This is a genomic window from Novosphingobium sp. B 225 (assembly GCF_002198665.1).
Classification (GTDB): Bacteria; Pseudomonadota; Alphaproteobacteria; order Sphingomonadales; family Sphingomonadaceae; genus Novosphingobium.
The window spans coordinates 205389-231556 of the sequence record NZ_MWLM01000064.1 but is presented as its reverse complement, the minus strand read 5'-3'; the positions used below and the strand labels follow the sequence as shown (position 1 = coordinate 231556).

The 26168-nt window shown below is 64.5% G+C and carries 22 protein-coding genes; 11 read left to right on the top strand and 11 right to left on the bottom strand.

The window, feature by feature from the left end; genetic code table 11:
- The first annotated feature begins 29 nt into the window (after positions 1-29).
- On the top strand, positions 30-902 hold the full coding sequence (locus MNBBLIKP_RS13495) for an alpha/beta fold hydrolase (protein ID WP_088310771.1): 873 nt from the start codon (positions 30-32) through the stop codon (positions 900-902).
- 172 nt (positions 903-1074) lie between these two features.
- On the opposite strand, the gene MNBBLIKP_RS13490 is transcribed toward MNBBLIKP_RS13495, so the two are convergent.
- Both MNBBLIKP_RS13490 and MNBBLIKP_RS13485 read right to left on the bottom strand, forming a co-directional pair.
- On the bottom strand, positions 1075-1851 hold the full coding sequence (locus tag MNBBLIKP_RS13490) for a tyrosine-protein phosphatase (protein ID WP_088310770.1): 777 nt from the start codon (positions 1849-1851) through the stop codon (positions 1075-1077).
- 49 nt (positions 1852-1900) lie between these two features.
- Positions 1901-2767 carry a LysR substrate-binding domain-containing protein gene (locus MNBBLIKP_RS13485; RefSeq protein ID WP_441339281.1) on the bottom strand — a complete coding sequence of 289 codons (867 nt, stop codon included), beginning with the start codon at positions 2765-2767 and terminating at the stop codon, positions 1901-1903.
- Positions 2768-3082: 315 nt separating this feature from the next.
- Here MNBBLIKP_RS13485 and MNBBLIKP_RS13480 point away from each other — a divergent pair, with 315 nt between their 5' ends.
- The 7 genes from MNBBLIKP_RS13480 to MNBBLIKP_RS13450 all read left to right on the top strand — a co-directional run bounded on the left by MNBBLIKP_RS13480 (position 3083) and on the right by MNBBLIKP_RS13450 (position 11956).
- Positions 3083-4342 carry a PLP-dependent transferase gene (locus tag MNBBLIKP_RS13480; protein ID WP_088310768.1) on the top strand — a complete coding sequence of 420 codons (1260 nt, stop codon included), beginning with the start codon at positions 3083-3085 and terminating at the stop codon, positions 4340-4342.
- Positions 4339-5796: an NAD(P)/FAD-dependent oxidoreductase gene (locus MNBBLIKP_RS13475; protein WP_088310767.1), complete on the top strand. Its 1458-nt coding sequence runs from the start codon at positions 4339-4341 to the stop codon at positions 5794-5796. Before MNBBLIKP_RS13480 ends, MNBBLIKP_RS13475 begins: the two co-directional genes overlap by 4 nt.
- Complete coding sequence (locus MNBBLIKP_RS13470) at positions 5793-6917, top strand: NAD(P)/FAD-dependent oxidoreductase (RefSeq protein ID WP_088310766.1); 1125 nt, start codon at positions 5793-5795, stop codon at positions 6915-6917. The genes MNBBLIKP_RS13475 and MNBBLIKP_RS13470 overlap by 4 nt, the downstream gene beginning before the upstream one ends.
- Before the next feature lie 94 nt (positions 6918-7011).
- Entirely contained in the window at positions 7012-8268 is a 1257-nt protein-coding gene (locus MNBBLIKP_RS13465) for a sarcosine oxidase subunit beta family protein (protein ID WP_088310932.1), read from the top strand.
- Positions 8269-8485: 217 nt separating this feature from the next.
- On the top strand, positions 8486-8749 hold the full coding sequence (locus MNBBLIKP_RS13460; RefSeq protein ID WP_088310765.1) for a sarcosine oxidase subunit delta: 264 nt from the start codon (positions 8486-8488) through the stop codon (positions 8747-8749).
- Positions 8713-11496, top strand: coding sequence for a 2Fe-2S iron-sulfur cluster-binding protein (locus MNBBLIKP_RS13455; protein ID WP_088310764.1), 2784 nt, complete (start codon positions 8713-8715; stop codon positions 11494-11496). The genes MNBBLIKP_RS13460 and MNBBLIKP_RS13455 overlap by 37 nt, the downstream gene beginning before the upstream one ends.
- Positions 11489-11956 carry a hypothetical protein gene (locus tag MNBBLIKP_RS13450; protein ID WP_176399776.1) on the top strand — a complete coding sequence of 156 codons (468 nt, stop codon included), beginning with the start codon at positions 11489-11491 and terminating at the stop codon, positions 11954-11956. Before MNBBLIKP_RS13455 ends, MNBBLIKP_RS13450 begins: the two co-directional genes overlap by 8 nt.
- On the opposite strand, the gene MNBBLIKP_RS13445 is transcribed toward MNBBLIKP_RS13450, so the two are convergent.
- The 9 genes from MNBBLIKP_RS13445 to MNBBLIKP_RS13405 all read right to left on the bottom strand — a co-directional run bounded on the left by MNBBLIKP_RS13445 (position 11931) and on the right by MNBBLIKP_RS13405 (position 22740).
- A complete protein-coding gene (locus MNBBLIKP_RS13445; RefSeq protein ID WP_088310762.1) occupies positions 11931-12443 on the bottom strand; it encodes a sarcosine oxidase subunit gamma in 513 nt (170 codons plus the stop codon). The genes MNBBLIKP_RS13450 and MNBBLIKP_RS13445 overlap by 26 nt on opposite strands.
- On the bottom strand, positions 12436-15297 hold the full coding sequence (locus MNBBLIKP_RS13440) for a 2Fe-2S iron-sulfur cluster-binding protein (protein ID WP_088310761.1): 2862 nt from the start codon (positions 15295-15297) through the stop codon (positions 12436-12438). The genes MNBBLIKP_RS13445 and MNBBLIKP_RS13440 overlap by 8 nt, the downstream gene beginning before the upstream one ends.
- Complete coding sequence (locus MNBBLIKP_RS13435; RefSeq protein WP_088310760.1) at positions 15294-15566, bottom strand: sarcosine oxidase subunit delta; 273 nt, start codon at positions 15564-15566, stop codon at positions 15294-15296. Before MNBBLIKP_RS13435 ends, MNBBLIKP_RS13440 begins: the two co-directional genes overlap by 4 nt.
- Before the next feature lies 1 nt (position 15567).
- Complete coding sequence (locus MNBBLIKP_RS13430) at positions 15568-16821, bottom strand: sarcosine oxidase subunit beta family protein (protein WP_088310759.1); 1254 nt, start codon at positions 16819-16821, stop codon at positions 15568-15570.
- Positions 16818-17183, bottom strand: a complete 366-nt coding sequence (locus MNBBLIKP_RS13425) for a cupin domain-containing protein (protein ID WP_088310758.1) — start codon at positions 17181-17183, stop codon at positions 16818-16820. The genes MNBBLIKP_RS13430 and MNBBLIKP_RS13425 overlap by 4 nt, the downstream gene beginning before the upstream one ends.
- 4 nt (positions 17184-17187) lie before the next feature.
- The gene (locus MNBBLIKP_RS13420) at positions 17188-19695 is read right to left on the bottom strand and encodes a GcvT family protein (RefSeq protein WP_088310757.1); all 2508 of its coding nucleotides are present in this window, start codon (positions 19693-19695) and stop codon (positions 17188-17190) included.
- Positions 19696-19835: 140 nt separating this feature from the next.
- Positions 19836-20873, bottom strand: coding sequence for an alcohol dehydrogenase family protein (locus MNBBLIKP_RS13415; RefSeq protein ID WP_088310756.1), 1038 nt, complete (start codon positions 20871-20873; stop codon positions 19836-19838).
- A gap of 29 nt (positions 20874-20902) precedes the next feature.
- Positions 20903-21613 (bottom strand): class II aldolase/adducin family protein, encoded by a 711-nt coding sequence (locus MNBBLIKP_RS13410; RefSeq protein ID WP_088310755.1) that lies wholly within the window; start codon positions 21611-21613, stop codon positions 20903-20905.
- Positions 21610-22740 (bottom strand): TauD/TfdA family dioxygenase, encoded by a 1131-nt coding sequence (locus MNBBLIKP_RS13405; protein ID WP_088310754.1) that lies wholly within the window; start codon positions 22738-22740, stop codon positions 21610-21612. Before MNBBLIKP_RS13405 ends, MNBBLIKP_RS13410 begins: the two co-directional genes overlap by 4 nt.
- 180 nt (positions 22741-22920) lie before the next feature.
- Here MNBBLIKP_RS13405 and MNBBLIKP_RS13400 point away from each other — a divergent pair, with 180 nt between their 5' ends.
- The 3 genes from MNBBLIKP_RS13400 to MNBBLIKP_RS13390 are packed head-to-tail and all read left to right on the top strand — an operon-like array spanning position 22921 to position 26167.
- A complete protein-coding gene (locus MNBBLIKP_RS13400) occupies positions 22921-23682 on the top strand; it encodes an SDR family NAD(P)-dependent oxidoreductase (protein WP_088310931.1) in 762 nt (253 codons plus the stop codon).
- Between the two features lie 29 nt (positions 23683-23711).
- Entirely contained in the window at positions 23712-24665 is a 954-nt protein-coding gene (locus tag MNBBLIKP_RS13395; RefSeq protein WP_088310753.1) for an NAD(P)-dependent oxidoreductase, read from the top strand.
- Complete coding sequence (locus MNBBLIKP_RS13390) at positions 24662-26167, top strand: aldehyde dehydrogenase family protein (protein ID WP_254913055.1); 1506 nt, start codon at positions 24662-24664, stop codon at positions 26165-26167. Before MNBBLIKP_RS13395 ends, MNBBLIKP_RS13390 begins: the two co-directional genes overlap by 4 nt.
- Position 26168: the final 1 nt, after the last annotated feature.

Below are 26168 nucleotides of genomic sequence, written 5' to 3'. Positions count from 1 at the left end.
GACGGGACGAGGCGAGCAAAGCACTTTCCATGATGATGCACGGCCCTACCTCGAACAGCTTTATCTCCCAGCGGCTGCGGCTGCACTATGTCGATTGGGGCAATCCCGATGCTCCGCCGCTGATCCTGCAGCACGGCGGGCGCGACCATTGCCGCAGCTGGGACTGGGTGGCCGAAGAACTGGCCAGGGACTGGCACGTGATCGCGCCGGACCTGCGCGGACACGGGGACAGCGCCTGGGTGCCTGATGGCAATTACGACATGAACGCTTTCGTTTATGATTTTGCCCAGCTGGTCCACACCCTCGGCTATGATCAGGTAACGATTGTCGCTCATTCGCTCGGCGGGAACATTTCCAGTCGCTTTACCGGACTTTACCCGGAAAAGGTCAGGAAGTTTGTGAATATTGAGGGGCTTGGCCCTTCCCCCGCGGTCCGGGCCGAACGCGAGGCGGCGGGCTATGCCAACCGGTTCCGCGACTGGATCGAAGGCCGCCGCAAGGCATCTGGCCGCGCCCCGCGCCGCTATCCCACGATCGAAGCAGCCTTTGCCCGGATGAAAGAGGAAAACAGCTTCCTCACCGACGAACAGGCCCGCCACCTGACCATCCACGGTGCCAGCCGGAACGAAGACGGGACCTGGAGCTGGAAGTTCGACCCCTATCTTAACGTCTGGCCCTTTGCCGACGTGCGCGAGGACTATACCGAGGAATTGTGGGGCGCGATCACCTGTCCGATGCTGCTGCTCTATGGCCTCGACAGCTGGGCATCGAGCCCGGCCAACGATGGCCGGCTGGCCGCCTTCAACAACAATCCGCAAGTGATCGAATTCGAAAATGCCGGGCACTGGCTGCACCATGACCAGTTCGACCGGTTCATGGCCGAGATCCGCGCGTTCCTCTGACCGGTTTGGATTTTCCTACATCGCGGCGATGTGGTAAGAGCGATACAGCTCTTTGAAATTGTGAGTTTTTTCCATCAAGGCCGCTGGCGGCACGTGTCCTGACGGGGCTCCGCACATTTCCTTCCCTGGACAGTGTCAACTGTGTCAACCTTGTGACCTTTGCTGGGGGCATTCAGGCGGTCAGGAACTTGCCCCGCAGCACCTCAACCCGCGCCGAATCGACCCCCAGCACTTCGGCCAGATAGGCCTCGACCGTCCCGTGCTCCGCCTTCACCGCAGCAAAGGCGGTTTCGAGATAGCCCGGCTCCACCCCCATCAGCGCACGGACCGTGGCATCGTCGATCGGGCCGTAGCGACCCCGGATCTGCTCGGCACCGGAAGCGATCCGGGCTTCGATATTGCCGGCCTGGTTGGTCAGCACGTAGTCTCCCAGCACGTCGTCCCAGTGGACCCCCAGCAGGTGCTGGAGCAAGGCCACGGCGAACCCGGTGCGGTCCTTGCCCGCGACGCAGTGGACCAGGCTCGATCCCTCACGCTGTTCCAGCGCCCGGAAATAGCGTTGCAGCATCGGCACCAGATTGGGGCGGAACGCAATCCCGGCGTAGAGCCGCGTCATCGCCGCGCGGGCCTCCTCGGCAGTCGGCGCGCCAGAAGCCGCTTCCATATGCAGCCCGGCGGTTTCGCCTTCGTGAAACAGCACTTCACCGGCAAACCCGGGATAGCGGCGGCACGGCTTGGCCTGACGCTCGCTGATCCCGCGCAGGTCGATCACAGTGCGGATGTGAAGCGGGCGGATCCGGTCCAGGTCCGCATCGGTCGCATCGCCGTGTTGGGCCGATCGCCACAACACGCCGCTGACCACACGGGCTCCATTGGCAGCAGCATAGCCGCCATAGTCACGGAAGTTGTGAATGCCTTCAAGCGGGAGGACGCGGGTTTGCTGGGTCATGCCCCGCCGCTTGGCAGGAACCGCGCCCCGGCGCAATCCTGCAGCGCGGTTACTCTGGCTTGTCGCGTTGGGCGGCGTAGCAGCCGATCAGCCAGCTGCGGAACACCGCGATCGCCGGGTCCGCCAGATCATCGGGGTTGAGTTTGAGGTAGTAGCCATAGCCATCCTCGATCACCGCATCGAACGGCATGACCAGTTCACCGGCGGCAAGCTCGCGGGCGAACATGTCGACATCGCCCAGGATCACCCCGCCCGAGACCGTGGCATACTTGCAGGCCGCGATCGAAGTGTCGAAGGCCAGCCCGCTGTCCAGCCGCAAGTCGATCCCCAGCTGATGGAGATAGGCACCCCACAGCAGTTCGCGCGGCTGGTTATCAAGCTTGAGATGCAGCAATTCCTGCCCGGCCAGGAACTCGCCCAGGCTCTTGCCCTGCGCGGCCTCGGCCGTGGCCGGCGAACAAAGCGGGGCGACCCGGACCATGCACAGCAGGTCAGTCACCATATCGTCCACATTGGGCCGGTCATAAACGATCGCCATGTCGATGTCGGCCTGCGGCAGTCCGGTCACGTGGGCACTCGATACGTCGATCCGGATTTCGGGATGTTCGCGGTGGAACTGGCCGAGGATCGGCATGAAGGTCTGCTGCAGCAGCGACGGCGGGACATGCAGCCGCACCGCGCGGCCGGGCATGCTGTCTTCGCAGATCGCCTTGATCGTCGCCTCGATCCGGTCGAGCGACTTGGCGACCACGCCCAGCAGTTCCTCCCCCGTGGGGGTCAGCGAAAGCTTGCCCGCGTCGCGTTCGAACAGTTGCTTGCCCAGCAGTTGTTCCAGCCCCGCTACATGGCGGCTCATCGCGCTTTGCGAAACCGACAGTGCCGCCGCGCCGCCGGTAAAGCTCAGCCGCTTGCCCACCGCTTCGAACGCACGCAGCGCGTTGAGTGGCAGCCAGCGGCGGTTGATTGAAGTCTTGCTGGCGATGATCCCTGTCCCTCATCCCGGCCGCCGCGCGGCTCCCGATTCCCGGCCGTGGCCATAGCCGAACATTTCCGCATGAGGCCATGCCAAATCGCAATTTTGCGCCGCGGGATGCGGCAGGCAAGAACAGATCAACGCAACCTGCCTGGAGATTCGCATGCCCGCCATCCGGGTTGCCATGCCCCGCCGCCCCGCCCTGTTCGGCTCTAACCCCTTGGCGCGGCGCACTGCATTGTGGCACGGTTCGCAGCCATGACTGACAAAGACCCAGCCCGCTTCCACCCTGAAACCCTTGCCGTCGCCTTTGGCTATGACCCGGCCAGCGCCCTGGGATCGGTCAAGGCGCCGATCTACATGACATCAACCTTCGTCTATCCTTCGGCGCAATATGCCAAGGATGTCCACGAAGCCTATTTCGACGGCACCGGCCCGCTGGTCGGGGAAAGCAACCACATCTATTCGCGGCTCGGCCATCCGGGTCTCGACATCCTCGAAGCCCGGCTGGCGGCAATCGACGGGATGGAGGCCGGGGCGGCGTTCAGCAGCGGGATGGCGGCGCATAGCTCCATCGCGCTGGCCTGGCTGACCCCGGGGGACAGCGTGCTCCACGGCCGCCCGATCTATGGCGGCGTTGACATGCTCTACAACGCGATCATGCCGCAGTTCGGCACCCATGCGTCGGTCTATCAGGACGGCACCGATGAAGATGGTGTGCGCGCCGCCGCGCGGGCGGCCATGGCGCAGGGGCCGCTCAAGCTGATCATCGCCGAAACCCCCGCCAACCCCACCGCCGCGATCGTCGATCTGGCACTGATGGTGCGGATCGCGGACGAAGTAGGCGAGTTGCAGGGGCACCGCCCGCTGGTAGTGGTCGATAACACGCTGCTTGGCCCCTTTGCCCAGCGCCCGGTAGATTTCGGGGTGGACCTGATCCTGACCTCGCTGACCAAGTATTGCGGCGGGCATTCGGACCTGCTGGCCGGGGGGATTACCGGGCGCAAGGAACTGATTGACCGGCTGCTGATGCTGCGCACCACCTGGGGCAACCACCTTGATCCCTATACCTCGTGGCTGGTGCTGCGTTCGCTCGAATCGGTCCACGTCCGCACCGAACGCGCCATGGCCAATGCGCGCGGCGTGGCGGAATTCCTGCAGAGTCATCCCAAGGTGGCGGGTGTCACCTATCTTGGCTTCCTGCCCGAAGGCAGCCGCGCGCGTGCGGTCTATGACCGGCAATGCCGCGCCGCCGGATCGACTTTCAGCTTCCACCTCCACGGCGGCGAAGCGGAAGCGTTCCGGATGCTCGACCGGCTGCGCCTGTTCAAGTTGGCGGTCAGCCTGGGCGGATCGGAAACGCTGATCTGCCATTCGGCAAGCACCACGCATTATGCGCTTTCTCCCCAGCAGCGGATGGAAGGCGGGATCACAGATGGCACCATGCGGCTGTCGGTTGGTCTGGAACACGTTGACGACCTGATCGCCGATCTGGCGCAGGCACTGGAGGCCGTATGACCGCGCGCAAGATCGATCCCCACGCGATCGACGGTAAATTTCCGGCCCCCACCACCCGCTATGCCGTAGTGGTAATTGGCGCGGGCGAGGCAGGCTGCGCGGCGGCCGTGGCGGCGGCGCAAGGTGGGGCATCTGTCCTGCTGGTCGATGAAAACCCGGTTTCGGGCAGTGCCATCGGCAATGACGTGCCCTGGTTCTTCGGCGCGCGGGCAACCACGGCGGTGGGCAATTCTGGCCGCATGATCGAAACGGTATTCACCAACATGCCCTGGCTGGAAGCGGCGATCGAGGCCGGGGTTGAGCTGCAACTGGGCGTCTGCGCCTGGGGTGTCTATCGCAACGGCCCGCTGGTCGGAAGCCTGCCCGGGCAGGTGGTTGGACTGGCCGATGCCGAGCGTTCATGGCTGGTCGGATTTGACCGGCTGGTGCTCGCCACCGGCGCGCGCGATCTCGCCCTGCCCTTCCCCGGCTGGAACCAGCCCGGCGTGATGGGCGCTGCGGCGCTGCGGATGCTGGTGGAGCGGTACGAGGCCTTTGCCGGTCGCCGTCTGGTGATCCTGGGCTCGCACGATCTCGGTCTTGAAACCGCGCTGCTCGCCCATGCCAAGGGGCTGGAAGTGGTCGCCGTACTCGAAGTGCGCGGTGCGCCGCAGGGCGATCCTGCACTGCTCGATCAGGTCAAAGCAGCGGGAATCGCGATCCAATGCGGGGTCCATCCGGTCGAAGTACAAGGCGGGATCGACGGGGTGGAGCGGCTGGTGCTTTCTGACGGCAGCACGCTGACTTGTGACAGTGTGGTCCTGGCGATCGGGCTAGTGCCGATGATCGAGCTGCACGATGCCCTGAACGGCGCGCGCACGTTTGATCCCATGCGCGGCGGGCACATCCCGCAGCCGGACGGCGCGATCAGCGCGGTCGGCCTGTGTGCAGGGCTGCCCGATACGGGGTTTGATCATGCCGCCTACCGGTTTGACTGGCTTGGCGCGCTGGGCGGAGCCTGCGGTGGCGATACGATTGTGTGCCAGTGCGAGGAAATGACTCTGGCCGATCTGACCGGCGTGCAGCCGCCGCGCTACCTTGATCGCCCGCCCGCCTTGCAGCAGCGCTCGCTAAAGACCTTGCTGGCTGATGGCCCGGCCAATCAGGATCAGATCAAGCGGCTGACCCGCACCGGCATGGGTCAGTGCCAGGGCCGCCGCTGCCGCGATGCGGTGGCGATGATCCTGGCGGTTGAGAGCGGAACCGAACTGTCCGCACTCCCCCTCGCCACTCACCGCGCCCCGGTTCGCCCCTTGCCACTGCGGATCATCGCCGACTGGGAGGAAAGCGAGGAAATGCGCACCGGGTGGGACGTGTGGATGGGCATCCCCACTCAATGGGTCCCCTATGCCGATATCGGCACACCTTATGAGGAAGAGAACCGGCGCGTGCTGGGCGGAGCCATGGCGCTATGAGCGCGCAGCGGATCGTGGTCGTCGGGGCGGGTGCCTCAGGCCTCTCTGCCGCGTGGTGGCTGGCGCGGGCCGGGGCCTCGGTGACGGTGCTCGACAAGGGCCTGGTCGGCTGGGAAGCATCGGGCCGCAACGGCGGCGGGTGTTCACATTACCAAAGCCCGCTGTTCAAGGAAGAGCAGCGGCTGTGGCCGCAAATGGACGAGCTGCTGGGCTATCCCACCGAATTCAGCCCCGAACGGATCGTCATGGCGGTGACCCCGCGCCAGCTGGAGCAGTACCATTACATCGCGCAGATGAATAACCGGCTGGGCCACCGCGTCGACCTGCTCGATGCGAGTCAGGTGCGCGAGGCAGTGCCGCTGGCGGGTGACAATTGCCTGGGCGGGATCCACTACCGCTTCGGCGGCCACGCCAACCCGCACCGCACGGTGCAGGCCTATGCCTGGGCCCTGCAGGATCTGGGCGGGCGGATCGTGCAGCATTCACCCGTCACCGGCTTTCAAACTGCGGGCGGCAAGGTGACAGCGGTGGAAAGCACCAGCGGCACCTATGAATGCGACGCGGTGGCGATCGCCGCCGGGCCGCAGACCGGCGCGCTCGCCGTGCAGCTCGGGATCGACCTGCCGCTCGCCGCCGCACGCGCGGAAATGATCGTGACCGAACCTGCGCCGATGATGAAGCTGGGCGGAGTGGACGGCAACGGGCTTTATGGCCGCCAGACCCTGCGCGGCAATCTTGCCTATGGCGGCGGCCCGCACGAATGGGTGGAATTCGGTGAACTTGGGCCAGCGACCAAGCCCAGCACGCCGCTCACCCGCAATCTCGCGCGGCGGCTGGCAGAGCTGCTGCCCGGCGCGGCGCACCTCAACGTGATCCGGTCGTGGGCCGGGGTGATCGAAATGACCCCCGATGGCCGCCCGGTGATCGACCGGCGTGAGAACGTGACGCTGTGCACCATGTCCGGGGTTGGCTTTGGCCTGTCCCCCGCCAGCGGCCACGCAATCAGCGATCTGGTGCTGAACGGGCGCTGCAGCTTCACTGATATCGACAAGCTGGGGCTTAGCCGGTTTGACGGGATCGAAGCGGACTGGCGCGAACAACGAGGTTGGTTGGCGCTATGAGCCACTCTCGTTCCCCGTTCGCATCAAGCGAAGTCGAGATGCCGCGCAATGATGTCTCGACTTCACTCGACATGAACGGCGTTGGGGAGTGACGGTGGCTAAGTATTCCGCCCTTTCTCTGCTGCGCGGCGCGTTCAACGGGCAAAGCCACTGGCAGCCCGCCTGGCGCCACCCTGATCCAAAGGCCAGCTATGACGTGGTGATCATCGGCGGCGGCGGGCACGGCCTCGCCACCGCGCATTACCTTGCCAAGAACCACGGCATCACCAATGTCGCTGTGCTGGAAAAGGGCTATATCGGCAGCGGCAACACCGGGCGCAACACGACCATCGTTCGCTCCAACTACCGGCTTGAGCCGCTGAGCCGGTTCTATGAATTCAGCCTCAAACTGTGGGAACAGCTCAGCGACGAGCTTAACTACAATGTCATGTTCTCACCGCGCGGCGCGCTGACGCTGGGGCATTCGGACGGCGATATGATCCGCCTCGCCGAAAAAGGCGATGCCATGGCCGTGCAGGGGATCGATGCCGAACTGCTGACCCGCGATCAGGTAATGAAGATCGAACCGTGCCTCGATTTTTCCCACGATGCGCGGTTCCCGATCGAGGGCGGGATGATCCAGTGGCGCGGCGGCACGGCCCGGCACGATGCCGTGGCCTGGGGCTTTGCCCGTAGCGCCGACAGCCAGGGCGTGGATATCATCCAGCAGTGCGAAGTGACCAGCATGGTGGTGGACGCGGGCCGCGTAGTGGGGGTCGAAACCTCGCGCGGGCGGATCAATGCCGGGATGGTCGCGATCTGCGCCGCCGGGCACAGCGGCCACGTCGCCGCCATGGCCGGGCTCAAGCTGCCGGTGGAAAGCCAGACCTTGCAGGCGATGGTCACCGAAGGGGTCAAGCCGATGGTCAACACCGTGGTGATGACCCAGAGCCTGCACTGCTACATCAGCCAGAGCGACAAGGGCGGGATCGTGTTTGGCGGCGATCCCGACAACTGGCCCAGCTATGCCCAGCGCGGCCATGCGGTGACGATGGAACTGGCGGTACAGCAAGGCCTGGCGCTGATCCCGGCGCTGTCGCGGCTGCGGATGCTGCGGACCTGGGCCGGGGTGACCGACATGAGCTTTGACGGGTCACCGATCATCGGCAGCACTCCGGTGGACGGTCTGTGGATCGATGGCGGCTGGTGCTATGGCGGGTTCAAGGCCACACCCGGTTCCGGCTATTTGTTTGCCGACACTTTGGCCAACCAGCGCCCCCATGAAATCATCGCGCCGTTCAGCCTTGACCGGTTTGAGCGCGGCTCGCCAGTCGATGAGAACGGCACCGGCCCGTTCCCGAACCATCGGTGATGGTCATGCTATCAACCAGCCCTATGCCCCTTCAGATCCTCCCCCTTTGGGGGAGGTGGCTCGCGCAGCGAGACGGAGGGGGGCTTAACCGGCAACGCCGCGTCAGCGGCTGCGCGCTACCGCGTGCAATCTTGCCAGCCCCCCTCCACCGCTACGCGGTTCCCCTCCTCCGTTGGGAGAGGATCATGCAACTCCATACGAACGGCGGATCGTCGCTATGCTGTTGATCCCCTGCCCCCACTGCGGAGACCGCGCCCAGGCCGAGTTCGCTTACGAGCGCACGGCTGATTCGGTCGTACCGCTCGACGCCGCACCCGACCAAGCCGTCGCGGCGCTGTTCACCCGCACCAACCCGCGCGGCATCGACGAAGAGATCTGGCGTCACACCTACGGCTGCGGCAGCTGGATGCTGATCCGCCGCGACCGGGTGAGCCACGCGATCGAATGGGTCAAGCCGATTGGCCCGGCGGTGCTGCCATGATCCGCTTCACTTTCGATGGCCGCGCCTTGACCGCCAAACCCGGTCAGACACTCGCCGCGGCCTTGCTCGATCACGGGATCAAGCTGGTTGGGCGCAGCTTCAAATATCACCGTCCGCGCGGGATCCTGTCGGCCGGGGTGGAAGAGCCCAATGCGCTGGTCACGGTCGGCACCGGCGGGCGGGCCGAACCCAATACGCGCGCAACAGATCTCTACGTCTATGACGGTATGGTCGCCACCAGCCAGAACCGCTGGCCCAGCCTGTCGAGTGACCTTGGCAGCGCGTTGCAACTGGTGGCAAAAGCCCTGCCTGCGGGGTTCTATTACAAGACCTTTTTCGGCCCGCCCAAGCTGTGGCTGTTCTACGAAAAGTTCATCCGCCGCGCTGCAGGACTGGGCCCTGCCCCGGTGGAAGCCGATCCTGACCGTTATGCCCAGCGCGCCGCGTTTTGCGACGTGCTGGTGGTGGGTGCTGGCCCCGCAGGACTGATCGCTGCACGCGATGCCGCGCGCGCGGGCAAGCGGGTGATCCTGGTCGAGCAGGACGCGGAACTCGCACCATCACTGCTGCGCGACCCGCAGGAGATCGAGGGTCAGCCCGGCAGTGTCTGGGCCGCCAGCGTTGCCGCCGAACTGCGTGCAAAAGGGGGCCGCGTGCTGACCCGGACCAGTGCCAGCGGGCTGTGGGATGACAATTTCATCTGCCTGTCCGAAAAGCTGGTTGAGCCCGGACAAGTGCCGCAAGGTGCCTTCACCCAGCGCTATTGGCACGTCCGCGCGGACGAAGTTGTGCTCGCCACCGGCACGCTCGAGCGCCCGCTGACCTTTGCGAACAATGACCGCCCCGGCGTGATGCTGAGCCAGGCGGTGCGGACCTATGTCAGCCGGTTTGGCGTGGTGCCGGGTCAGCGCGTGGTGGTGGCGACCAGCAATGATGACGCCTACCTGACCGCGACAGCGCTGCGCCAGGCCGGGGCAGAAGTGGTCGCCGTGCTCGACAGCCGCCCTTCCCCGGCCGGGCAGGACAGCGGCTTTGCCGTGTTAAACTGCGCCGCGCCGGTGTCTGCCGCGGGCGGCAAGCGCGGGGTCACCGGGGTGACAGCCCTGATCGACGGGGCTGAGCGCAGTTTCGCTTGCGATCTGATCGCCATGTCGGGCGGGTTCACCCCGGTGGTCCACTTGCACATGCAGGCCGGGGGCAAGCTCGATTGGGACGATGCGGCGCAGGCGTTCGTGCCCGGCGCGACGCGGCAAAACGTCCGCACGGTCGGCAGTGCCGCAGCCCCCGCCCCGGCGGAGACCTTCGGCGCACTCGGCCCGGCCAAGCAAGCCTTCGTCGATTTCCAGAACGATGTGACCGTGGCCGATCTCGATCTTGCCTGGCGCGAGGGATACCGCTCGGTTGAGCATCTCAAGCGCTATACCACACTGGGCATGGCGACCGATCAGGGCAAGACCAGCAACATGGCCGCGCTCGACCGGATCGCGCGGCGCGAGGGGATGGAGGTGCCGCAAGCCGGCCTCACCACGTTCCGCCCGCCTTATACCCCGGTATCGATGGGCGCACTGGTGGGTCTGGCAACCGGCGAGCACGCACAGCCAACGCGCCGCCCCGCGCTGTACGATCTGCACGCCGCGAAGCACCCGATCTGGCTCAACGCCGGTTACTGGAAACGCCCGCGCGCCTATCCGGTGGGCAGCGAAACGCTGGCCGAGGCGGGATTGCGCGAGGCACGCAGCGTGCGGCAGGCGGTGGGGCTGTGCGACGTGTCGACCCTCGCGAAGTTCGAAGTTCAGGGGCCGGATGCGGTCCAGTTCCTTGAACGCGTCTGCCAGACCACCGTCGGCAAACTGGCAGTCGGGCGCGGGCGCTATACTTTCATGGCGCGTGAAGATGGGCTGGTGTTCGATGATGGCACCGTCTGGCGGCTGGAGGACAACCGCTACCTGCTGACCAGTTCGACCGGCGGGGCGAGCCGGATGGCAACATGGCTGTCTTATGTGCGGAATTACCTTTGCGCGGACCTGAAAGTCTCGGTGGTTTGCGTGCAGGAACACTATGCCGCAATCGCCGTGGCCGGGCCGCAATCGTCAGCGGTGATGGCCGAACTGACCGGCGCGGAGGCCCCGCGTCATATGTCGGTCAGCGAAACCGGGATCGCGGGCGTGCCGGTACTGCTGATGGCGGCCAGCTTTTCCGGCGAACGCGCCTTCGAAGTCCATTTCGACGCGCGCCATGCTGAGGCGGTGTGGCGGGCGATCGAGGACAAAGTGCTGCAAGCGGGCGGCGCGCCCTATGGGATCGAGGCGATGGAATTGCTGCGGATCGAAAAGGGCCATCTGGTGGTCGGCCCTGACATCGACGGGCGGCTGACCGCGGACGAGCTGGGCCTGGGCAAGATGGTCAACAAGGCCGGGGGCTGGATCGGCGCGGCAACGTTGCACCGTCCGGACTTTGCCGATTCCATGCGCAAACAACTGGTCGGGATCGAAGCGGTGAACGGCGGATCGATCCCGGAAGGCGCGATGCTGGTCCGCAGGGTCGGAGAGCAGGCCGAAGGGCACGTGACGGCATCGGGACTGCGGATCATGGAAGGCGGTTCAATCGCGCTGGCGCACCTGATGGGCGGGCACATGCGCCACGGCGAGGAACTCTACGCCCATTCGCCGACCCGCAAGCAGACTGTGAAAGTCCGGGTCGGCTCACCCCACTTCTATGATCCCAGCGGGGAGCGCTATCGTGACTGACGTAGTGGTTGAACGCCTGGGCTTCGCGCCGCTGCAGCTGCTTGACTTGTGGGGTGATCCCGGCGGTGTTCAGCAGGTTCTCGGACACGCTCTGCCGCCCGTCGGCCGCGCTGAAGGTGGAGTGCTACGCACTGGGCCAACCAGCTGGCTGATCGAGGGCGAAGTCTCTGCCCTGAAGGCGGCAATTAGTGGAGACGGAGCAATTGCAGCGGTTGGCGGCGGGTTGTTGCGGGTCCGGCTGTCAGGTCCGAACTGGCGCAGTTTGCTGATGGAAGGCGGCTTGTTCGATTTCGAAAGCCCTGCCTTTACAACAGATTGCGTCGTCATCACCGTGATCGACCATGTCAGTGTGACGCTGCGGGTCGAAGGCCCGGACTCATGCCTTGCCTATGTCCCGGCCAGCCACGCGGCGGACCTGCTGCATTTCTGGCAGATCAGCGCAGGTGGCTTGCCGCAGTAGTCAGCGCGAGGTGCAGCCACGACGCAAAGCTGCGCCAAACGTCTACTTCAAAGCGGTCCTCACCTGTGCGCAGCAGCACGATTTCCACGCCTTCAAACACCGTCCGCCGCCCTTCACCAACGGTGAGCTTGCGCAAATCGCGCGGGCACCCGGCCTGCAAAACGTCAATCGCGCGTGGCCCTTCAAGCACCAGGGTCAGCGCCCGTTCGGAGATGTCGACTAAGGCCAGTGGCAGCCCGGCGCCGTCTGGCACTGCAGTCCCGGCAGGTGCGCGCAGCAGCCATTCGTCCGGGCCGAGGCAAAGCACATCTTCGCTGCTCCGGCCGATCTGCTCAGGCAATTTGCGCCCCAGCAACTTGCCCAGCGCCTTGGCATCGCGTGCGCGCAGTGAGCGCCGTTCCAGCGGCGTGCCCAGCGTGATCGTGACCCCGTCATACACTGCCGGATCAGCGGGAACCGGTGCGGTTCTGAGTGCCGCATCAACCATTGAGACGGCTCCCTTCCGCGTCATAGAACATCGGCTTCACCACTTTGGCAGTCAGGGTCTTGCCCGGCATCGGCACATAGATGGTCTCACCCATCCGGTCGAACCCGCCGGCGACCAGCGCCATGGCAATCGAACGACCCAGAGTGGCGCTCCAATAGCTGGAGGTGACGTGGCCGACCATCTTCATCGGCACCGGCTGGTTCGGATCGAGCACGATCTGCGCGCCTTCTTCCAGCACCACGGAGGGATCGTCGGTCAGCAGCCCGACCAGCTGCTTGCGACCGGAAGCAACGATATCGGGCCGCGCCATCGAGCGTTTGCCAACGAAGTCCGGCTTCTTCTTGCCCACCGCCCAATCAAGCCCGGCGTCAAAGGGAGTCACCGTGCCATCGGTATCCTGCCCGACGATGATGAAGCCCTTTTCGGCGCGCAACACGTGCATGGTTTCGGTGCCATAGGGAGTGATCCCGTGCGCCTGTCCGGCGGCCCAGACCGCCTCCCATACATGCCGCCCGTAAGCCGCGGGGACGTTGATTTCAAAGCCCAGTTCGCCGGTGAAGCTGACTCGGAACAGCCGCGTCGGCACCCCGCAGATCGTGCCTTCGCGCACCGCCATGTGCGGGAACGCTTCGGGCGAAAGGTCGATCCCCGCAACCAGCGGCGCAATCACATCGCGCGCCTTGGGGCCTTGCAGCGCGATCACGGCGTACTGCTCGGTCGTGCTGGTCAGCCAGACGTTCAGATCGGGCCATTCGGTCTGGAGGTAATCCTCCATCATGTTCAGCACGCGCGCCGCACCGCCGGTGGTGGTGGTCAGGTGGAACCGGTCCGGTGCCATCCGCGCGGACACGCCATCATCGGTGATGAAGCCGTCCTCTCGCAGCAACAGGCCATAGCGGCAGCGACCGGGTTCCAGCTGCTTCCACGGGTTGGTGTACATGCGGTTGAGGAATTCCGCGGCGTCCGGGCCGACCACCTCGATCTTGCCTAGGGTCGAGGCATCGAAAATGCCGACGCCCTCACGCACAGCCAGACATTCGCGGTTTACCGCCGCGTGCATGTCTTCCCCGGCCTTGGGGAAATAGCGCGCGCGCCGCCACTGCGCGACCAGTTCGAACACCGCGCCGTGTTCCTCGGCCCAGGGATCGATTCCGGTCTTGCGGACCGGCTGAAACAGCGCATCCTTGGCATGGCCCGCCAGTGCCCCGAAGGTCTGCGGGGTATAGGGCGGACGGAAGGTGGTGAGGCCGATTGCCTGAACCGGCCGGTCCAGCGCGCTGGAGGCCAGCTGCAGGGCATTGAGATTGCTGGTCTTGCCCTGATCAGTCGCCATGCCGTTGGTGGTATAGCGCTTGATATGCTCGACCGATTTCATCCCCTCGCGCACCGCGAGCGCGATGTCCTTGGCGGTCACATCGTTCTGGAAATCGACGAAGGCCTTGAACGTCGCGGGATCGCGCGGGCTGGGCAAGGCACCGATGTTGAGGCCCGAGCCAAAGCTCCACTTGCCCCCACAGGCGCCGACGCAGCGGCAGTTCTCGTTCGGCACATCGGGCAGATAAGCCCCCCAGTCATCCGACCAGGCGAGCTTGCCGAGCGAATGCGACCAGAGGTGGACCGAGGGGGTCCATCCGCCCGCCATCAGCACGGCATCGCAGGCCAGTTTCTGGCGCATCGAGCCATCGGCGCGGGACACTTCGATCCCCTTGACCGCTTGCCGACCCGCCACGCCGATTACCGCCGAACCGAGTTCGGTGCGGATGCCAAGCGCCTTGGCTTCGTCCACCAGCGCAGCAGCGACCGTTTCGCGCAAGTCGATGATTGCGGCAATCCGGACCCCGGCCTTGGCCATGGCCAGCGCATCTTTCCAGCCGCTGTCATGCACTGCCATCACCGCGACATTACGGCCCACAGCCACGCCAAAGCGGAACAGATAGGTCCGCGCGGCAGAGGCCAGCATCACGCCGGGCACATCGTTGCCTTCGAACACCAGCGGACGTTCGATCGCGCCCTGGGCCAGCACCACCTCGCCCGCGCGGATCCGCCACAGCTGCTCGCGCGCGCCGTGGCCAGGCTGCGCCAGATGGTCGGTCAGCCGCTCAACCGCGCCGATGAAGTTGTCGTGGTAATAGCCCAGCGCCGTCGTCCGCCGCAGCAACGTGACATTGGGGGCATTGGCCAGATCGCGCAGGCTGGTTTCGAGCCAGGCCGCCAGCGCCGGATCGGCCAGTGCCCCGCCGCCCAGCTCGTCATTTTCATCGATCAGGATCACGTGCTTGCGCGCCGCGCAGGCTTCCAGCGCGGCGTCGATCCCGGCGGGACCGGCCCCGACGATCAGCACGTCACAATAGGCGTAACAGGCCGAATAGGTGTCTGGATCAGCTTCGGTCGGAGCATCGCCAAGCCCGGCCATGCGGCGGATCGACGGCTCGTACAGCTTTTCCCAGAACGAGCGCGGCCACATGAAGGTCTTGTTGTAGAACCCGGCAGGAAAGAACCGCCCGAGCCGGTCGTTGATCGATCCGAAATCGGTCTGCAGCGACGGCCAGCGGTTCTGGCTGCGGGCGTTCAGCCCTTCGTAGAGCTCCACTGCAGGCGCGCGCAGGTTGGGCGTGTAGCGCCCGCCGCCGCGATCGACACTGACCAGCGCATTGGGCTCTTCCGCCCCTGCCCCCAGCAGCCCGCGCGGGCGGTGATACTTGAACGAGCGGCCGAACAGACTGACGCCATTGGCCAGCAGCGCGGACGCGAGGCTGTCTCCCGCAAAGCCCTGATAGCTTTTGCCGTCGAAAGTGAAATTGACCGGCGCGCCGCGGTTCACGCGGCCCATGCCGTCGAGGCGATAGGCGCTCATTTACGCGGCTCTCCCGCCTTGTAGGTCAGCTCGAACTTGTCCGTTACCGTATCGCGCACCGCATTGAAAAACCGCCCGCAACCATGGACATGCCGCCAGCGTTCGTTGTGGCGACCCCGTGGGTTGGCGCGGATGAACAGATAGCGTTCCCAATCCTCGTCGCTCAGCCCGCTCGGGTCGAGCGGGCGCGCGATGTGGGCTTCGCCGGCATAAGCGAATTCGAGCTCTGGCAGGGTCTCGTCGCAATAGGGGCAATGAATCAGGATCATCTTAGTGCGCCACCGCTGCTGCTGCCGCTTCGTCGATCAGGCGTCCGTTGCGGAACCGGTCGAGGTTGAAGGGGGCGTTGATCCAGTGCGGTTCGTCCCTGGCCATGGTATAGGCCAACAGGTCGCCCGCGCCGGGGGTTGCCTTGAAGCCGCCGGTGCCCCAGCCGCAATTGACGTAGAGCCCCGGCACCGGCGTCTTGCCCAGGATCGGTGAGCGATCGGGCGTGACGTCCACGATCCCGCCCCAGTTGCGCAGCATCCGCATCCGGCGGAACATCGGGAAAATCTCGCAGATCGCGGCCAGCGTGTGTTCGACGATGTGGAGCGCGCCGCGCTGCGAATAGGACACGTACTGGTCCGTCCCCGCGCCGATCACCAGCTCGCCCTTGTCCGACTGGCTGATATAGGCGTGGACCGTATTGGACATGACCACACAGGGGAACACCGGCTTGATCGGCTCGCTAACCAGCGCTTGCAGCGGATAGCTTTCGAGCGGGAAATCAAGCCCGGCCATCTGCATCACGACCGAGGTGTTGCCCGCCGCCGAAACACCGACCTTCTTCGAAGCGATGAACCCGCGCGTAGTTTCCACGCCCTCAATCGCGCCATTGGCGCCCCGGCGGATGCCAGTGACGGCGCAGTTCTGGATGATATCCACGCCCAGCGCCGAAGCCGCGCGGGCATAGCCCCAGGCCACGCTGTCGTGCCGCGCGGTCCCGCCGCGCCGCTGCAGCGCCGCGCCCAGCACGGGATGGCGGGCACCCGGATCGATGCTCAGCGGCGGGCAATATTCCTTGGCTTGCTCAGGCGTCAGCCATTCGTTGTCCACCCCGTTCAGGCGGTTGGCGTGGATGTGGCGCTGAAAGCTCTGCACGTCATGAACATTGTGCGCGAGCATCATCACACCGCGCTTCGAATACATCACGTTGAAGTTGAGATCCTGGCTGAGCCCGTCCCACAGCTTGACCGCGTGATCGTAAAGATGCGCGCTTTCATCGTAGAGATAGTTCGAGCGCACGATGGTGGTGTTGCGTCCGGTGTTGCCGCCGCCCAGCCAACCCTTTTCAATCACCGCGACATTGGTGATTCCGTACTTCTTGGCGAGGTAATAGGCCGCGCCCAGCCCGTGTCCGCCCGCGCCAACGATGATCGCATCGTAGCTCGCCTTAGGCTGCGCATCGGGCCACAGTTCGGGCCAGGTTTTGTGGTTGCCAAGCGCCTTGGCAAACAGGCTCATCGCGCTGAAACGGGTCATGCGCGGCTCCTTGCGTCAGAGGAATAGATCACCAGCGACAGCGAACCATCGGTGCAACTGGTCAGGTGCTGCGCCCCCACGGCGCGCACAATGAAATCACCCGGGCCATAGCTGCCCTCAGCATCACTAAAGGTGCCTTCCATGACGAAGATCTGCTCGATTTCATCATGGCTGTGGAGCGTGGAGGAAGCGCCCGGATCGCTTTTCATCAGCCAGGTCCGCACCCCGGCCTCGGCGTCCTCGACCAACGGCTTGACCCAGAAGCCCGGCGTGCCGCTGGGGCGCCAATCGCCGCCCGCGCGCAGCACGGCAGAGCCCGTGGCGGGCACTGTCAGCACATCTCCCCCCAGCGCCTCGAACATCCCCTCAGCTCCGCAGCGCGGTGTTTTCCGGATCGAACGGGCTGTCGGCAATGATCACAGCCTTGTGGCGCACGCCCAGAATCGCGATCTCAAGCTCGGTACCGACAGCGGCAAGGCTTGGCCGGACCATCGACAGTGCCAGGCTTTTGCCCACGCGCCAGCCATAGCCGCCCGAAGTGACCCGGCCGACCAGTTCGTCGCCCAGATAGATCGGTTCACTGCCGCGCGCATCCGCGTCGGTCACGCCCAGCACTTCCATCGTCACCAACTGGTTGGCAAGGCCTGCTTCCTTGCCGGCCAGCAGCCCGTCCTTGCCGTGGAAGCCGGGCTTCTTGAGGCTGATGAACCGGTCTAGCCCGCTTTCATAGGCGTTGTATTCCACCGACAGTTCGCGCGGGATCAGCTTGTAGCTCTTTTCCAGCGCCATCAGGGTCATCGCCTTGATCCCGAACGGCTTGATATCAAACTCCGCACCCGCTTCCATCAGCTTGTCGAAGATGTAGTTCTGCATCTCGATCGGGTGATGGATTTCCCAGCCCAGCTCGCCAATGAAGTTGACGCGCAGCGCATCGACCGGGGCCGCGCCGATGCTGATCCGCTGGCCGGTCAGCCAGGGGAACGCCTCGTTCGACAGGTCGGTGCGAGTAAGTTTCTTCAGCACATCGCGGCTGCGCGGCCCGGCCAGCACCAGCACGCCCATCGAAGTGGTGAGCCGTTCGAAGGTGACCGAACCGTCCTTGGGCAGCGCCTTCTTCAGGTAATCCTGATCGTGGCGTTCATATGCCCCGGCGGAAACCAGATAGTATTCCTGCGGAGCGGTCTTGTAGACGGTGAATTCGGCGCGCACCCCGCCCTTGGCGGTGAGCAGGTAGGACAGCGTAACGCGGCCGACCATCTTGGGCACGGCGTTGGTCAGCAGGCCGCTCAGCCACTCTTCCGCACCCGGACCGCTGATCCGGCACTTTGCGAAAGCGCTCATATCCTGCAGCCCGACCTTTTCGGTCACGTGGCGGCATTCATTGCCGACATGTTCGAAATAGTTCGAGCGGCGGAACGACCACTTTTCGCGGATCGGCTCTCCGTCCACATCGGGGTGGTTGTGGTTAAGCAGCACGTCCGGCCGGTCCAGATCGGCGTCGCTCAGCTCATAGCCCTTGGGCGCAAACCAGTTGGGCCGTTCCCACCCGAACACCGAACCGAACACCGCGCCCAGATCCTTCATCCGGCTGTAGCACGGCGTCTGGCGCAGCGGACGCGCACCTTCGCGTTCCTCGTCCGGGTAGTGAACGGTGAAGACCTTGGCATAGGCTTCTTCGTTCTTCTGGATCAGATAGCCTTCGCCGGCATAGTCACCAAAGCGGCGCGGATCGACGCCCATCATGTCGATGGTGGGTTCGCCATCGACAATCCAGTGCGCCAGCTGCCACCCGGCCCCGCCCGCGGCGGTGATCCCGAAGGAATGCCCTTCGTTGAGCCAGAAGTTCTTCTTGTCCCAGGCCGGGCCGACAATCGGCGAACCATCCGGGGTATAGGCGATCGCGCCGTTGTAAACTTTCTTCACACCGACTTCGCCGAACGCCGGAACGCGCGTGATCGCGGTTTCGATGTAGGGCATCAGCCGTTCCAGATCGTCAGGGAACAGCTCGTACTCGCTGTTTGCCGCCGGACCATCGACGTAGCACGCGGGCGCGCCGATTTCGTAGGGCCCAAGCAGCAGCCCACCGGCTTCCTCGCGCATGTACCAGCTGGAATCGCTTTCGCGCAGCACGCCCATTTCGGGCAGCCCCTTGGCGCGGCGCTCCATGATCAGCGGGTGCTGATCGGTAACGATGTACTGGTGCTCAACCGGCACCACCGGAATGTCGAGCCCGACCATGCGGCCGGTCTGGCGGGCGAAGTTGCCGCTGGCGGAAACCACGTGTTCGCAGGTGATATCGCCCTGATCGGTTTGGACCACCCATTCCCCGTTCGGCTTTTGCGTTATGCCGGTGACGGTGGTGTTGCGTTCAATCTTGGCGCCGCGCTGCCGGGCACCCTTGGCCAGCGCCTGGGTCAGGTCGGCAGGCTGGATATAGCCATCATCCGGGTGCTGGATCGCGCCGATGATCCCGGCGACATTGCACAGCGGCCAGACTTCCTGGACCTGCTCGGGCGTGAGGAACTTGACGTCGACCCCGATCGTCTTGGCCACCCCGGCGTAGTATTTGTATTCGTCAAACCGGTCCTGGGTGCGGGCCAGACGGATGTTGCTGACGTTGGAGAAGCCGACGTTGAGTTCGGTCTCTGCTTCAAGGCTGGGATAGAAATCGACCGAATACTGGTGAATCTTGCCGACCGAGTAGGACAGGTTGAACAGCGGCAGCAGCCCGGCCGCGTGCCAGGTGGAACCGCTGGTCAGTTCCTTGCGCTCAATCAGGACGCAGTCGCTCCAGCCCATTTTCGCGAGGTGATAGAGCGTGCTGACCCCCACCACGCCGCCACCGATAACCACTACTCTTGCCGTCGATTGCATTGCCTTGCGCTTCCTGCCTGTTGTCAGGGTCCCTATGTCAGCCAACGCCAAAGTAAAACAGGGCGCAAGCGGTCCGTCGGGGCGATATGGCGCATTTTAATGGTATGGATAAGTGCCATTCCGGCGCGCGGCGCTGCAGCCTAGGGGATCAGTACGATCTTGCCGACGTGGCGCTTTTCCAGGAACAGGCGCTGCGCCGCCTCGATCCATTCCAGCGGGAAAGTTTCGCACACCAAAGGCCGGATTTCGCCGCGTTCGATATAACCGACAAGATCGGCGAACACCCCTGGATCGAGCGCGGTGCAGCCGTACAGGGTCTGGTCCTTGAGGTAGAGGGTCCGCAGGTCAAGTTCGACCAGCGGGCCGGAAATCGCCCCCGAAGTGGCATACCGGCCGCGCGAACGCAGCGCGCGCAGCAGTTCGGGAAAGCTCTGTCCGCCGACCACGTCGATCACCACATCAAAGTCATTCTCGGCCAGCGGGGCATAGCGATCGAGCACCACGTCAGCGCCGATTGCTTGCACCGCCGCATGCTTCGACGTGCCGGCCAGCGCCGTGACATGCGCACCGCGGCGTTTGGCCAGTTGCACCGCGGCCGATCCCACCCCGCCCGAAGCGCCGGTTACCAGCACGCGCTCGCCAGTGCCAACGCCGCTGCGGTGGAGCAGGTTTTCGGCGGTGGAGTAGGCGCAGGGGAACGAAGCGAGTTCGGCATCGGACAGCGTCGATTCGATCCGGTAGCTATGCGCGGCGGGTGCCACCGCAAATTCAGCAAAGGCCCCGTCGCATTCCGATCCAAAGAAATCGGTTCGGCCATCGTCGCGGCGCAGCGCCGGTTCGACCAGCACGCGTTCGCCAATCCGCGCCGCGCTCACACCTTCGCCAACCGCCACGATCCGCCCGGCGGCGTCGATCCCCTGGATCCTGGGGAAAGTGAACTGCGCGCCGCTCCAGCCTTCACCTTCGGCTTCTTCAAAACCGCCGTTGCCGCCGGCCGAAGTCGCGCTGCGGACCGATTTGGAATACCAGCCGATCCGGGTGTTGATATCGGTGTTGTTGACCCCTGCCCCGCCAATCGCAATCAGCACTTCGCCCGCCTGCGGACAGGGAACCGGAGTGTCGACCCGGTACCGCAGCTGCTCAAACCCGCCGAACCCGACCAGTTCGACCGCACGCATTGTTGCAGGAATGCGCCCGGCCATTCCCGTTACGCCAAAGTGGACTTGAGGTGGCCGAAATGGGCATCGGCCATGCCGGCATAGGGTTCCCACCCTTGCGCGGTCTTTTCGGCCGTCGCATCGTCCAGCACTGCCAGCGGCTGACCGCTGGAATAGGCGAGCAACTGGGTCTGGGCCGCACGTTCGAAATAATACATGTCTTCAAATGCAGCAGCCACGCTGGCGCCGCTGCACAACAGGCCGTGGTTGCCCATCAACATGACCTTGTGATTGCCCAACGCCTTGGCCAGCCGCACGCCTTCCGCCGCATCATCGGCAATCCCGCCGAATTCCCGGTCAATTGCGACCCGGTTGAAAAAGCGGGCGGTGTTGTTGTCGAGCGGCTTCAGTTCGGGATCGGCCAGCATCGACAGCGCCGTCGCGTGGACCGGATGGCAGTGCAGCACGACCCGGGTTGCCGGGCTGAGCCGGTGGATCGTGCCGTGGATTGTCCAGGCCGAAGCATCGGGTGCATCCGGCCCCTCCATCACCGATGGATCATCGGCATCGAGCAGCAGCAGGTCATCCGGACGGATCGATTCAAAATGCTGCCAGCGTCGGTTGAGCAGGAATTTGCGCCCGTCCTCGGAAACTGCGGCGCTGAAGTGATTGCCCACCGATTCATGCCAGCCGAACCGCGCGGCAAGCCGGAAAGCGGCGGCCAGATCCTCACGCAGTTGAGCTTCGCTCGGCAGGCTCATTTGAACCGGCCCTCCCCGGCCAGGATGCGGTACGCGCTGCGCAGTTCGCCGCGATCAGCATAGCAGCCACGCAAGTAACGATCCCCGCTGGTGGCAGAATAGGCATCGCGCCCGTGAACGATCCGGTGGTTATCAAACACGATGCATTCGCCCGCGCGGATGTTGAACCGCATCAGGTACTTGTCGCGCTGCAACATTTGCCCAAACCGGCAAAACGCGGGGTAGAAAGCATCGAGATCCTGCTGCGGCATATCGAACACATCGGCCATATGCTGGCTGATCGTCACCCCCGAAACCGCGCCATTATCATCCAGTTCGATCACCCGCTGGTACGATCGCATGTCATAGGTGTCATGCTCGCAATAATAGGGCACGCGGGTTTCCGACAGGATCCGGAAATCCTCGGGCGCTTCGTAGCGTAGGTCTTCCGCCACGGCCACCCCATCCAGGAACAGGTTGTCCCCGCCTTCGACCGAATTGGCGCGGCAATGCAGGAACTGGATCCCCGGCGCGAGCTCTTCTGCCGGGGTATCGGTGTGCAGTTCCAGTGCCTTGGCGGTATAGGCCAGATTGCTGGGTTCGATGTGGGTGCGCACGTCAAAATATTCGCCAAAGAAAGTCGGGCGGACCAGGCCGATATGCTGGACCAGTTCGGTCAGCGCCTCGTCGCTGTCAGGCATGTCGGTAACGAAAGCCACGCCTTCGACTAGTACGGCCTTGAGCCAGCCTGCCAGTGCCGCCTTGTCTGCGCGCAGGCTGGCGAAGGGGACGCGGTGCAGCGTTGCATAGTGATCCGAATACCAGGGCTGGCGCGGCATATCGGCCGGATCGAACCGCGAGCCTGCAGCGCAGCTTTCCAGCCAGCTCAGCGGGTAGGTTGATACGTGGTCCTCCCCCGCCCATTCGATCACCAGCGCATCGCCAACGATGCGCGCAGCGCGCGGCGCGGGCGGTGTAGAGAGATGGAAAATGTCGAACACCCGTTCGCGCGTTTCGCGGTCGAACGAGGTGCTGCAATTGTCGCGCAGCCAGTAGTAATTGAAATAGGTATCGCCCCGGCCCGGCAGTGCCACGTCCAGGCCCTTTGCGGCCAACCGGATACCTTCACCTGCTTCGACGGTCGCCATCCCTGCGTCTCATTTCCTGCTTTATGTGATCCCAGCCGTCAGCAACGGCGCGCCGAGGCATAGCCTGTCAGTGGCCCGCCGCATTTGTGCCAAATCAGCTATCAAAAATTCTAATAGTGGCGATTAACGCCGCAACATTGCATGGACGCTGCGCGGGCGAAGAGCCAGCGGGAGATTGCAATGAAGACGGCTGTCGTCACCGGTGCGGCGCAGGGATTGGGGCAAGTAACGGCGCGCAAACTTGCCGCTGCTGGTTACCGCGTGGTGCTGACCGACTTGCAGCCGGTGGAAGCTGCCGCTGCGGCAATTGGCCCCGCCACAATTGCGATCAGCGGAGACGTTTCGGACGAAGCCTTTGTCACGGACCTTGCGGCACGGATTGCCAAGGATTGCGGCGGCGCACAGGTGCTGGTCAACAATGCCGGGATCAGCCTGATCCAGCCGGCCGAGGAAACCTCGCTTGATCAATGGCAACAGGTGATGGCGGTCAACCTGCAAGGCCCCTTCCTGCTCTGCCGCGCCTTTGGCCGTCAGATGCTGGCGGCAGGCACTGGCTCAATCGTCAACGTGGCCTCGGTCGCGGGGCTTGGCGGGGTGATCCATCGTTCAGCCTACAATACTTCGAAGCACGGGCTGATCGGCTTGACCCGGACCCTGGCCGGCGAATGGGGCGGACGCGGGGTCCGCGTCAACGCGGTTTGCCCCGGCTGGATCAAGACCGAAATGGACGTGAAGGACATGGGCTCGGGCGCCTATAGCGACACCGACATCGTCAACCGCGTGCCGATGGCGCGGTTCGCGCAGCCGGAAGACGTGGCCGAAGGCATCGCCTTCCTCGCCTCGGATGCGGCGGCTTTCATCAACGGGATCTGCCTGCCGGTCGATGGCGGGTGGACCGGAGACATCAGTTGGGACAGCCTGCGTCTGAAAACGCGGGCCTGACCGGAATATCGAACAGAGAGAGTGAAGACATGAAAATCGGATTTATCGGCCTGGGCAACGTTGGCGGCAAACTGGCCGGAAGCCTGATTCGCAACGGCCATGATGTGACCGTGCGTGATCTCAATCCTGAACTGATGGCGGAATTCACCGCGCGCGGTGCCAGCGCGGCGACCAGTCCGCGCGATCTGGGTGAAAAGTGCGACGTGATCGTCACCTGCCTGCCCAGCCCCGCCGCCAGCGCGGCCGTGGCCGAGGGTGCGGACGGCTTTCTGCAAGTGATGCGTCCGGGCCAGGTCTGGATGGAAATGAGCACCACCGATTACGAGGAAGTGATCCGGCTGGGCGCGCTGGTCGATGCCAAGGGTGCGCTGTTCATGGAATGCCCGGTTTCGGGCGGGTGCCACCGTGCTGATACCGGCAACATCTCGATCTTCGCGGGCGGCCCGCGCGAGGGCTTTGACCGGGTCCTGCCGCTGCTGAAATCGATGGGCCGCCGATTGCTCCACACCGGACCGCTGGGCACCGCTTCACAGCTCAAGGTGATGACCAATTACCTGTGCACCGTGCATCTAGTTGCGCTGGCCGAAGCGCTGACCACCTGCAAGGCCGCCGGGCTGGACATGAACACCACCTATGAAGCGATCCGCATTTCCTCGGGCAACAGCTTTGTCCATGAAACCGAAAGCCAGGTGATCCTGAACGGCAGCCGCGACATCAACTTCACCATGGATCTGGTCAGCAAGGACATCGGCCTGTTCGATGAAATCGCGCAGGAACACGGCGTTCCGGTGGAACTCTCCCCGCTGATCGTGCGCCTGTTCAAGGAATCCCGCGCGCAATACGGTGACCGGGAATTTTCGCCCAACATCATCCGCCGCTTCGAAGAACCGCTGGGTCTGAAAGTGCTGGGCAGCGGCTTCCCTGACCAGATGGTCGATGATGAACCCGAAGAGCCGGGTTACGAAGTGGTCCCCCGGCGGTGAGCGGAATTCCCAGCGATCTGGCCGGATGGCAGGCGCGCGCCGCTGAATTGCGGATCGACACCGGCCTGGTAATCGATGGCGCGCTTGTGCCTGCGTTCGGCGGCGCGGTTCATCCCGTGATCAATCCCGCCGATGGCAGCACGGTCGCCCAGGTTTCGTGCGGCGGAGCGGCCGATATTGACCGCGCTGTCGCCGCTGCGCGTGCCGCCTGGCAGGACGGCCGCTGGCGCCACATGTACCCGCGCGACCGCATGGCGATCATGCGTCGCTGGGCCGATCTGGTCGAGGAACACAGCGCCGAACTGGCCCTGCTTGAAACGCTGTCGATGGGCAAACCAATCACCGACGCGCTGACCATCGACTTGCCGGAAGTGGTTGTAACCCTGCGCTATTTCGGCGAGGCGATTGACAAGCTGCACGGCTCGGTCAGCACCAGCGCGCACGATGCGGTGCACCAGGTCGCGCGCGAACCGCTGGGAGTTGTCGGCGCGATCAGTCCGTGGAATTACCCGTTGCTGATGGCCGCGTGGAAGATTGCCCCAGCGCTCGCGGCAGGCAATTGCGTGGTGCTCAAACCCTCCGAACTGGCGCCGCTGTCCTCAATCCGACTGGCCCTGCTGTTCCTCGAAGCGGGCGGCCCGCCGGGGGTGTTCAACGTGGTCAATGGCACCGGGATCGACGCCGGGCAGGCGCTTGCCCTGCATCCCGATGTGGCCAAGATCAGCTTCACCGGCTCCACCAATGTCGGCAAGCAACTGCTTGTTTATGCTGGTCAATCAAACATGAAGCGGGTCGCGCTGGAAACCGGCGGCAAAAGCCCGCAGATCTTCATGCCTGATCTGCCCGATCTGGACCGTGCCGCCGAACATGCCGTACGCGGCATCTTCGACAACGCCGGCCAGGTCTGCAATGCCGGCTCGCGCCTGCTGGTTCATGCCGACATCGCCGAAGCGTTCACCGCCGCGTTCAAGCAGAAGGCGGCGGAACTTTACCAACCCGGGAACCCGCTTGATCCCGCCACCACGCTCGGCCCGCTGGTCTCGCGCGCCCAGCAGGACAAAGTGCTGCACTGGGTCAAGACCGGCACAACCGAAGGCGCGCGGCTGGAAATGGGCGGGACGCCCGATCCGGCCCGGCCGGATGGTGCCTATGTCCTGCCCGCGCTGTTCACCGGGGTAACGCCGCAGATGGCGATCGGGCGCGAGGAAGTGTTCGGACCGGTTGTCAGCCTGCTGACTTTTACCAGCGAGGACGAGGCGATCCGGATCGCCAACGATTCGATCTATGGTCTGGCAGCCTCGGTCTGGACGGCCGATCTGGCCCGCGCGCACCGGGTGGTGAAAGCGCTGGAAGCGGGCGTGGTCTGGGTGAACTGCTTTGGCGATGGTGACATGAACCAGCCGTTTGGCGGGTTCAAGCAATCGGGCAATACGCGCGACAAGTCATTGGAATCGCTGGCAGGCTACATGCAGTCAAAATCGGCCTGGATCAGTCTGGGCTGAT

Bases quoted from the DNA above. Each gene is read 5' to 3' on its own strand.
- MNBBLIKP_RS13495 (WP_088310771.1), top strand. From the start codon at position 30: ATGATGATGCACGGCCCTACCTCGAACAGCTTTATCTCCCAGCGGCTG.
- MNBBLIKP_RS13490 (WP_088310770.1), bottom strand. From the start codon at position 1,851: ATGACCCAGCAAACCCGCGTCCTCCCGCTTGAAGGCATTCACAACTTC.
- MNBBLIKP_RS13480 (WP_088310768.1), top strand. From the start codon at position 3,083: ATGACTGACAAAGACCCAGCCCGCTTCCACCCTGAAACCCTTGCCGTC.
- MNBBLIKP_RS13475 (WP_088310767.1), top strand. From the start codon at position 4,339: ATGACCGCGCGCAAGATCGATCCCCACGCGATCGACGGTAAATTTCCG.
- MNBBLIKP_RS13470 (WP_088310766.1), top strand. From the start codon at position 5,793: ATGAGCGCGCAGCGGATCGTGGTCGTCGGGGCGGGTGCCTCAGGCCTC.
- MNBBLIKP_RS13460 (WP_088310765.1), top strand. From the start codon at position 8,486: ATGCTGTTGATCCCCTGCCCCCACTGCGGAGACCGCGCCCAGGCCGAG.
- MNBBLIKP_RS13455 (WP_088310764.1), top strand. From the start codon at position 8,713: ATGGGTCAAGCCGATTGGCCCGGCGGTGCTGCCATGATCCGCTTCACT.
- MNBBLIKP_RS13445 (WP_088310762.1), bottom strand. From the start codon at position 12,443: ATGGTTGATGCGGCACTCAGAACCGCACCGGTTCCCGCTGATCCGGCA.
- MNBBLIKP_RS13440 (WP_088310761.1), bottom strand. From the start codon at position 15,297: ATGAGCGCCTATCGCCTCGACGGCATGGGCCGCGTGAACCGCGGCGCG.
- MNBBLIKP_RS13435 (WP_088310760.1), bottom strand. From the start codon at position 15,566: ATGATCCTGATTCATTGCCCCTATTGCGACGAGACCCTGCCAGAGCTC.
- MNBBLIKP_RS13430 (WP_088310759.1), bottom strand. From the start codon at position 16,821: ATGACCCGTTTCAGCGCGATGAGCCTGTTTGCCAAGGCGCTTGGCAAC.
- MNBBLIKP_RS13425 (WP_088310758.1), bottom strand. From the start codon at position 17,183: ATGTTCGAGGCGCTGGGGGGAGATGTGCTGACAGTGCCCGCCACGGGC.
- MNBBLIKP_RS13420 (WP_088310757.1), bottom strand. From the start codon at position 19,695: ATGCAATCGACGGCAAGAGTAGTGGTTATCGGTGGCGGCGTGGTGGGG.
- MNBBLIKP_RS13415 (WP_088310756.1), bottom strand. From the start codon at position 20,873: ATGCGTGCGGTCGAACTGGTCGGGTTCGGCGGGTTTGAGCAGCTGCGG.
- MNBBLIKP_RS13410 (WP_088310755.1), bottom strand. From the start codon at position 21,613: ATGAGCCTGCCGAGCGAAGCTCAACTGCGTGAGGATCTGGCCGCCGCT.
- MNBBLIKP_RS13405 (WP_088310754.1), bottom strand. From the start codon at position 22,740: ATGGCGACCGTCGAAGCAGGTGAAGGTATCCGGTTGGCCGCAAAGGGC.
- MNBBLIKP_RS13400 (WP_088310931.1), top strand. From the start codon at position 22,921: ATGAAGACGGCTGTCGTCACCGGTGCGGCGCAGGGATTGGGGCAAGTA.
- MNBBLIKP_RS13395 (WP_088310753.1), top strand. From the start codon at position 23,712: ATGAAAATCGGATTTATCGGCCTGGGCAACGTTGGCGGCAAACTGGCC.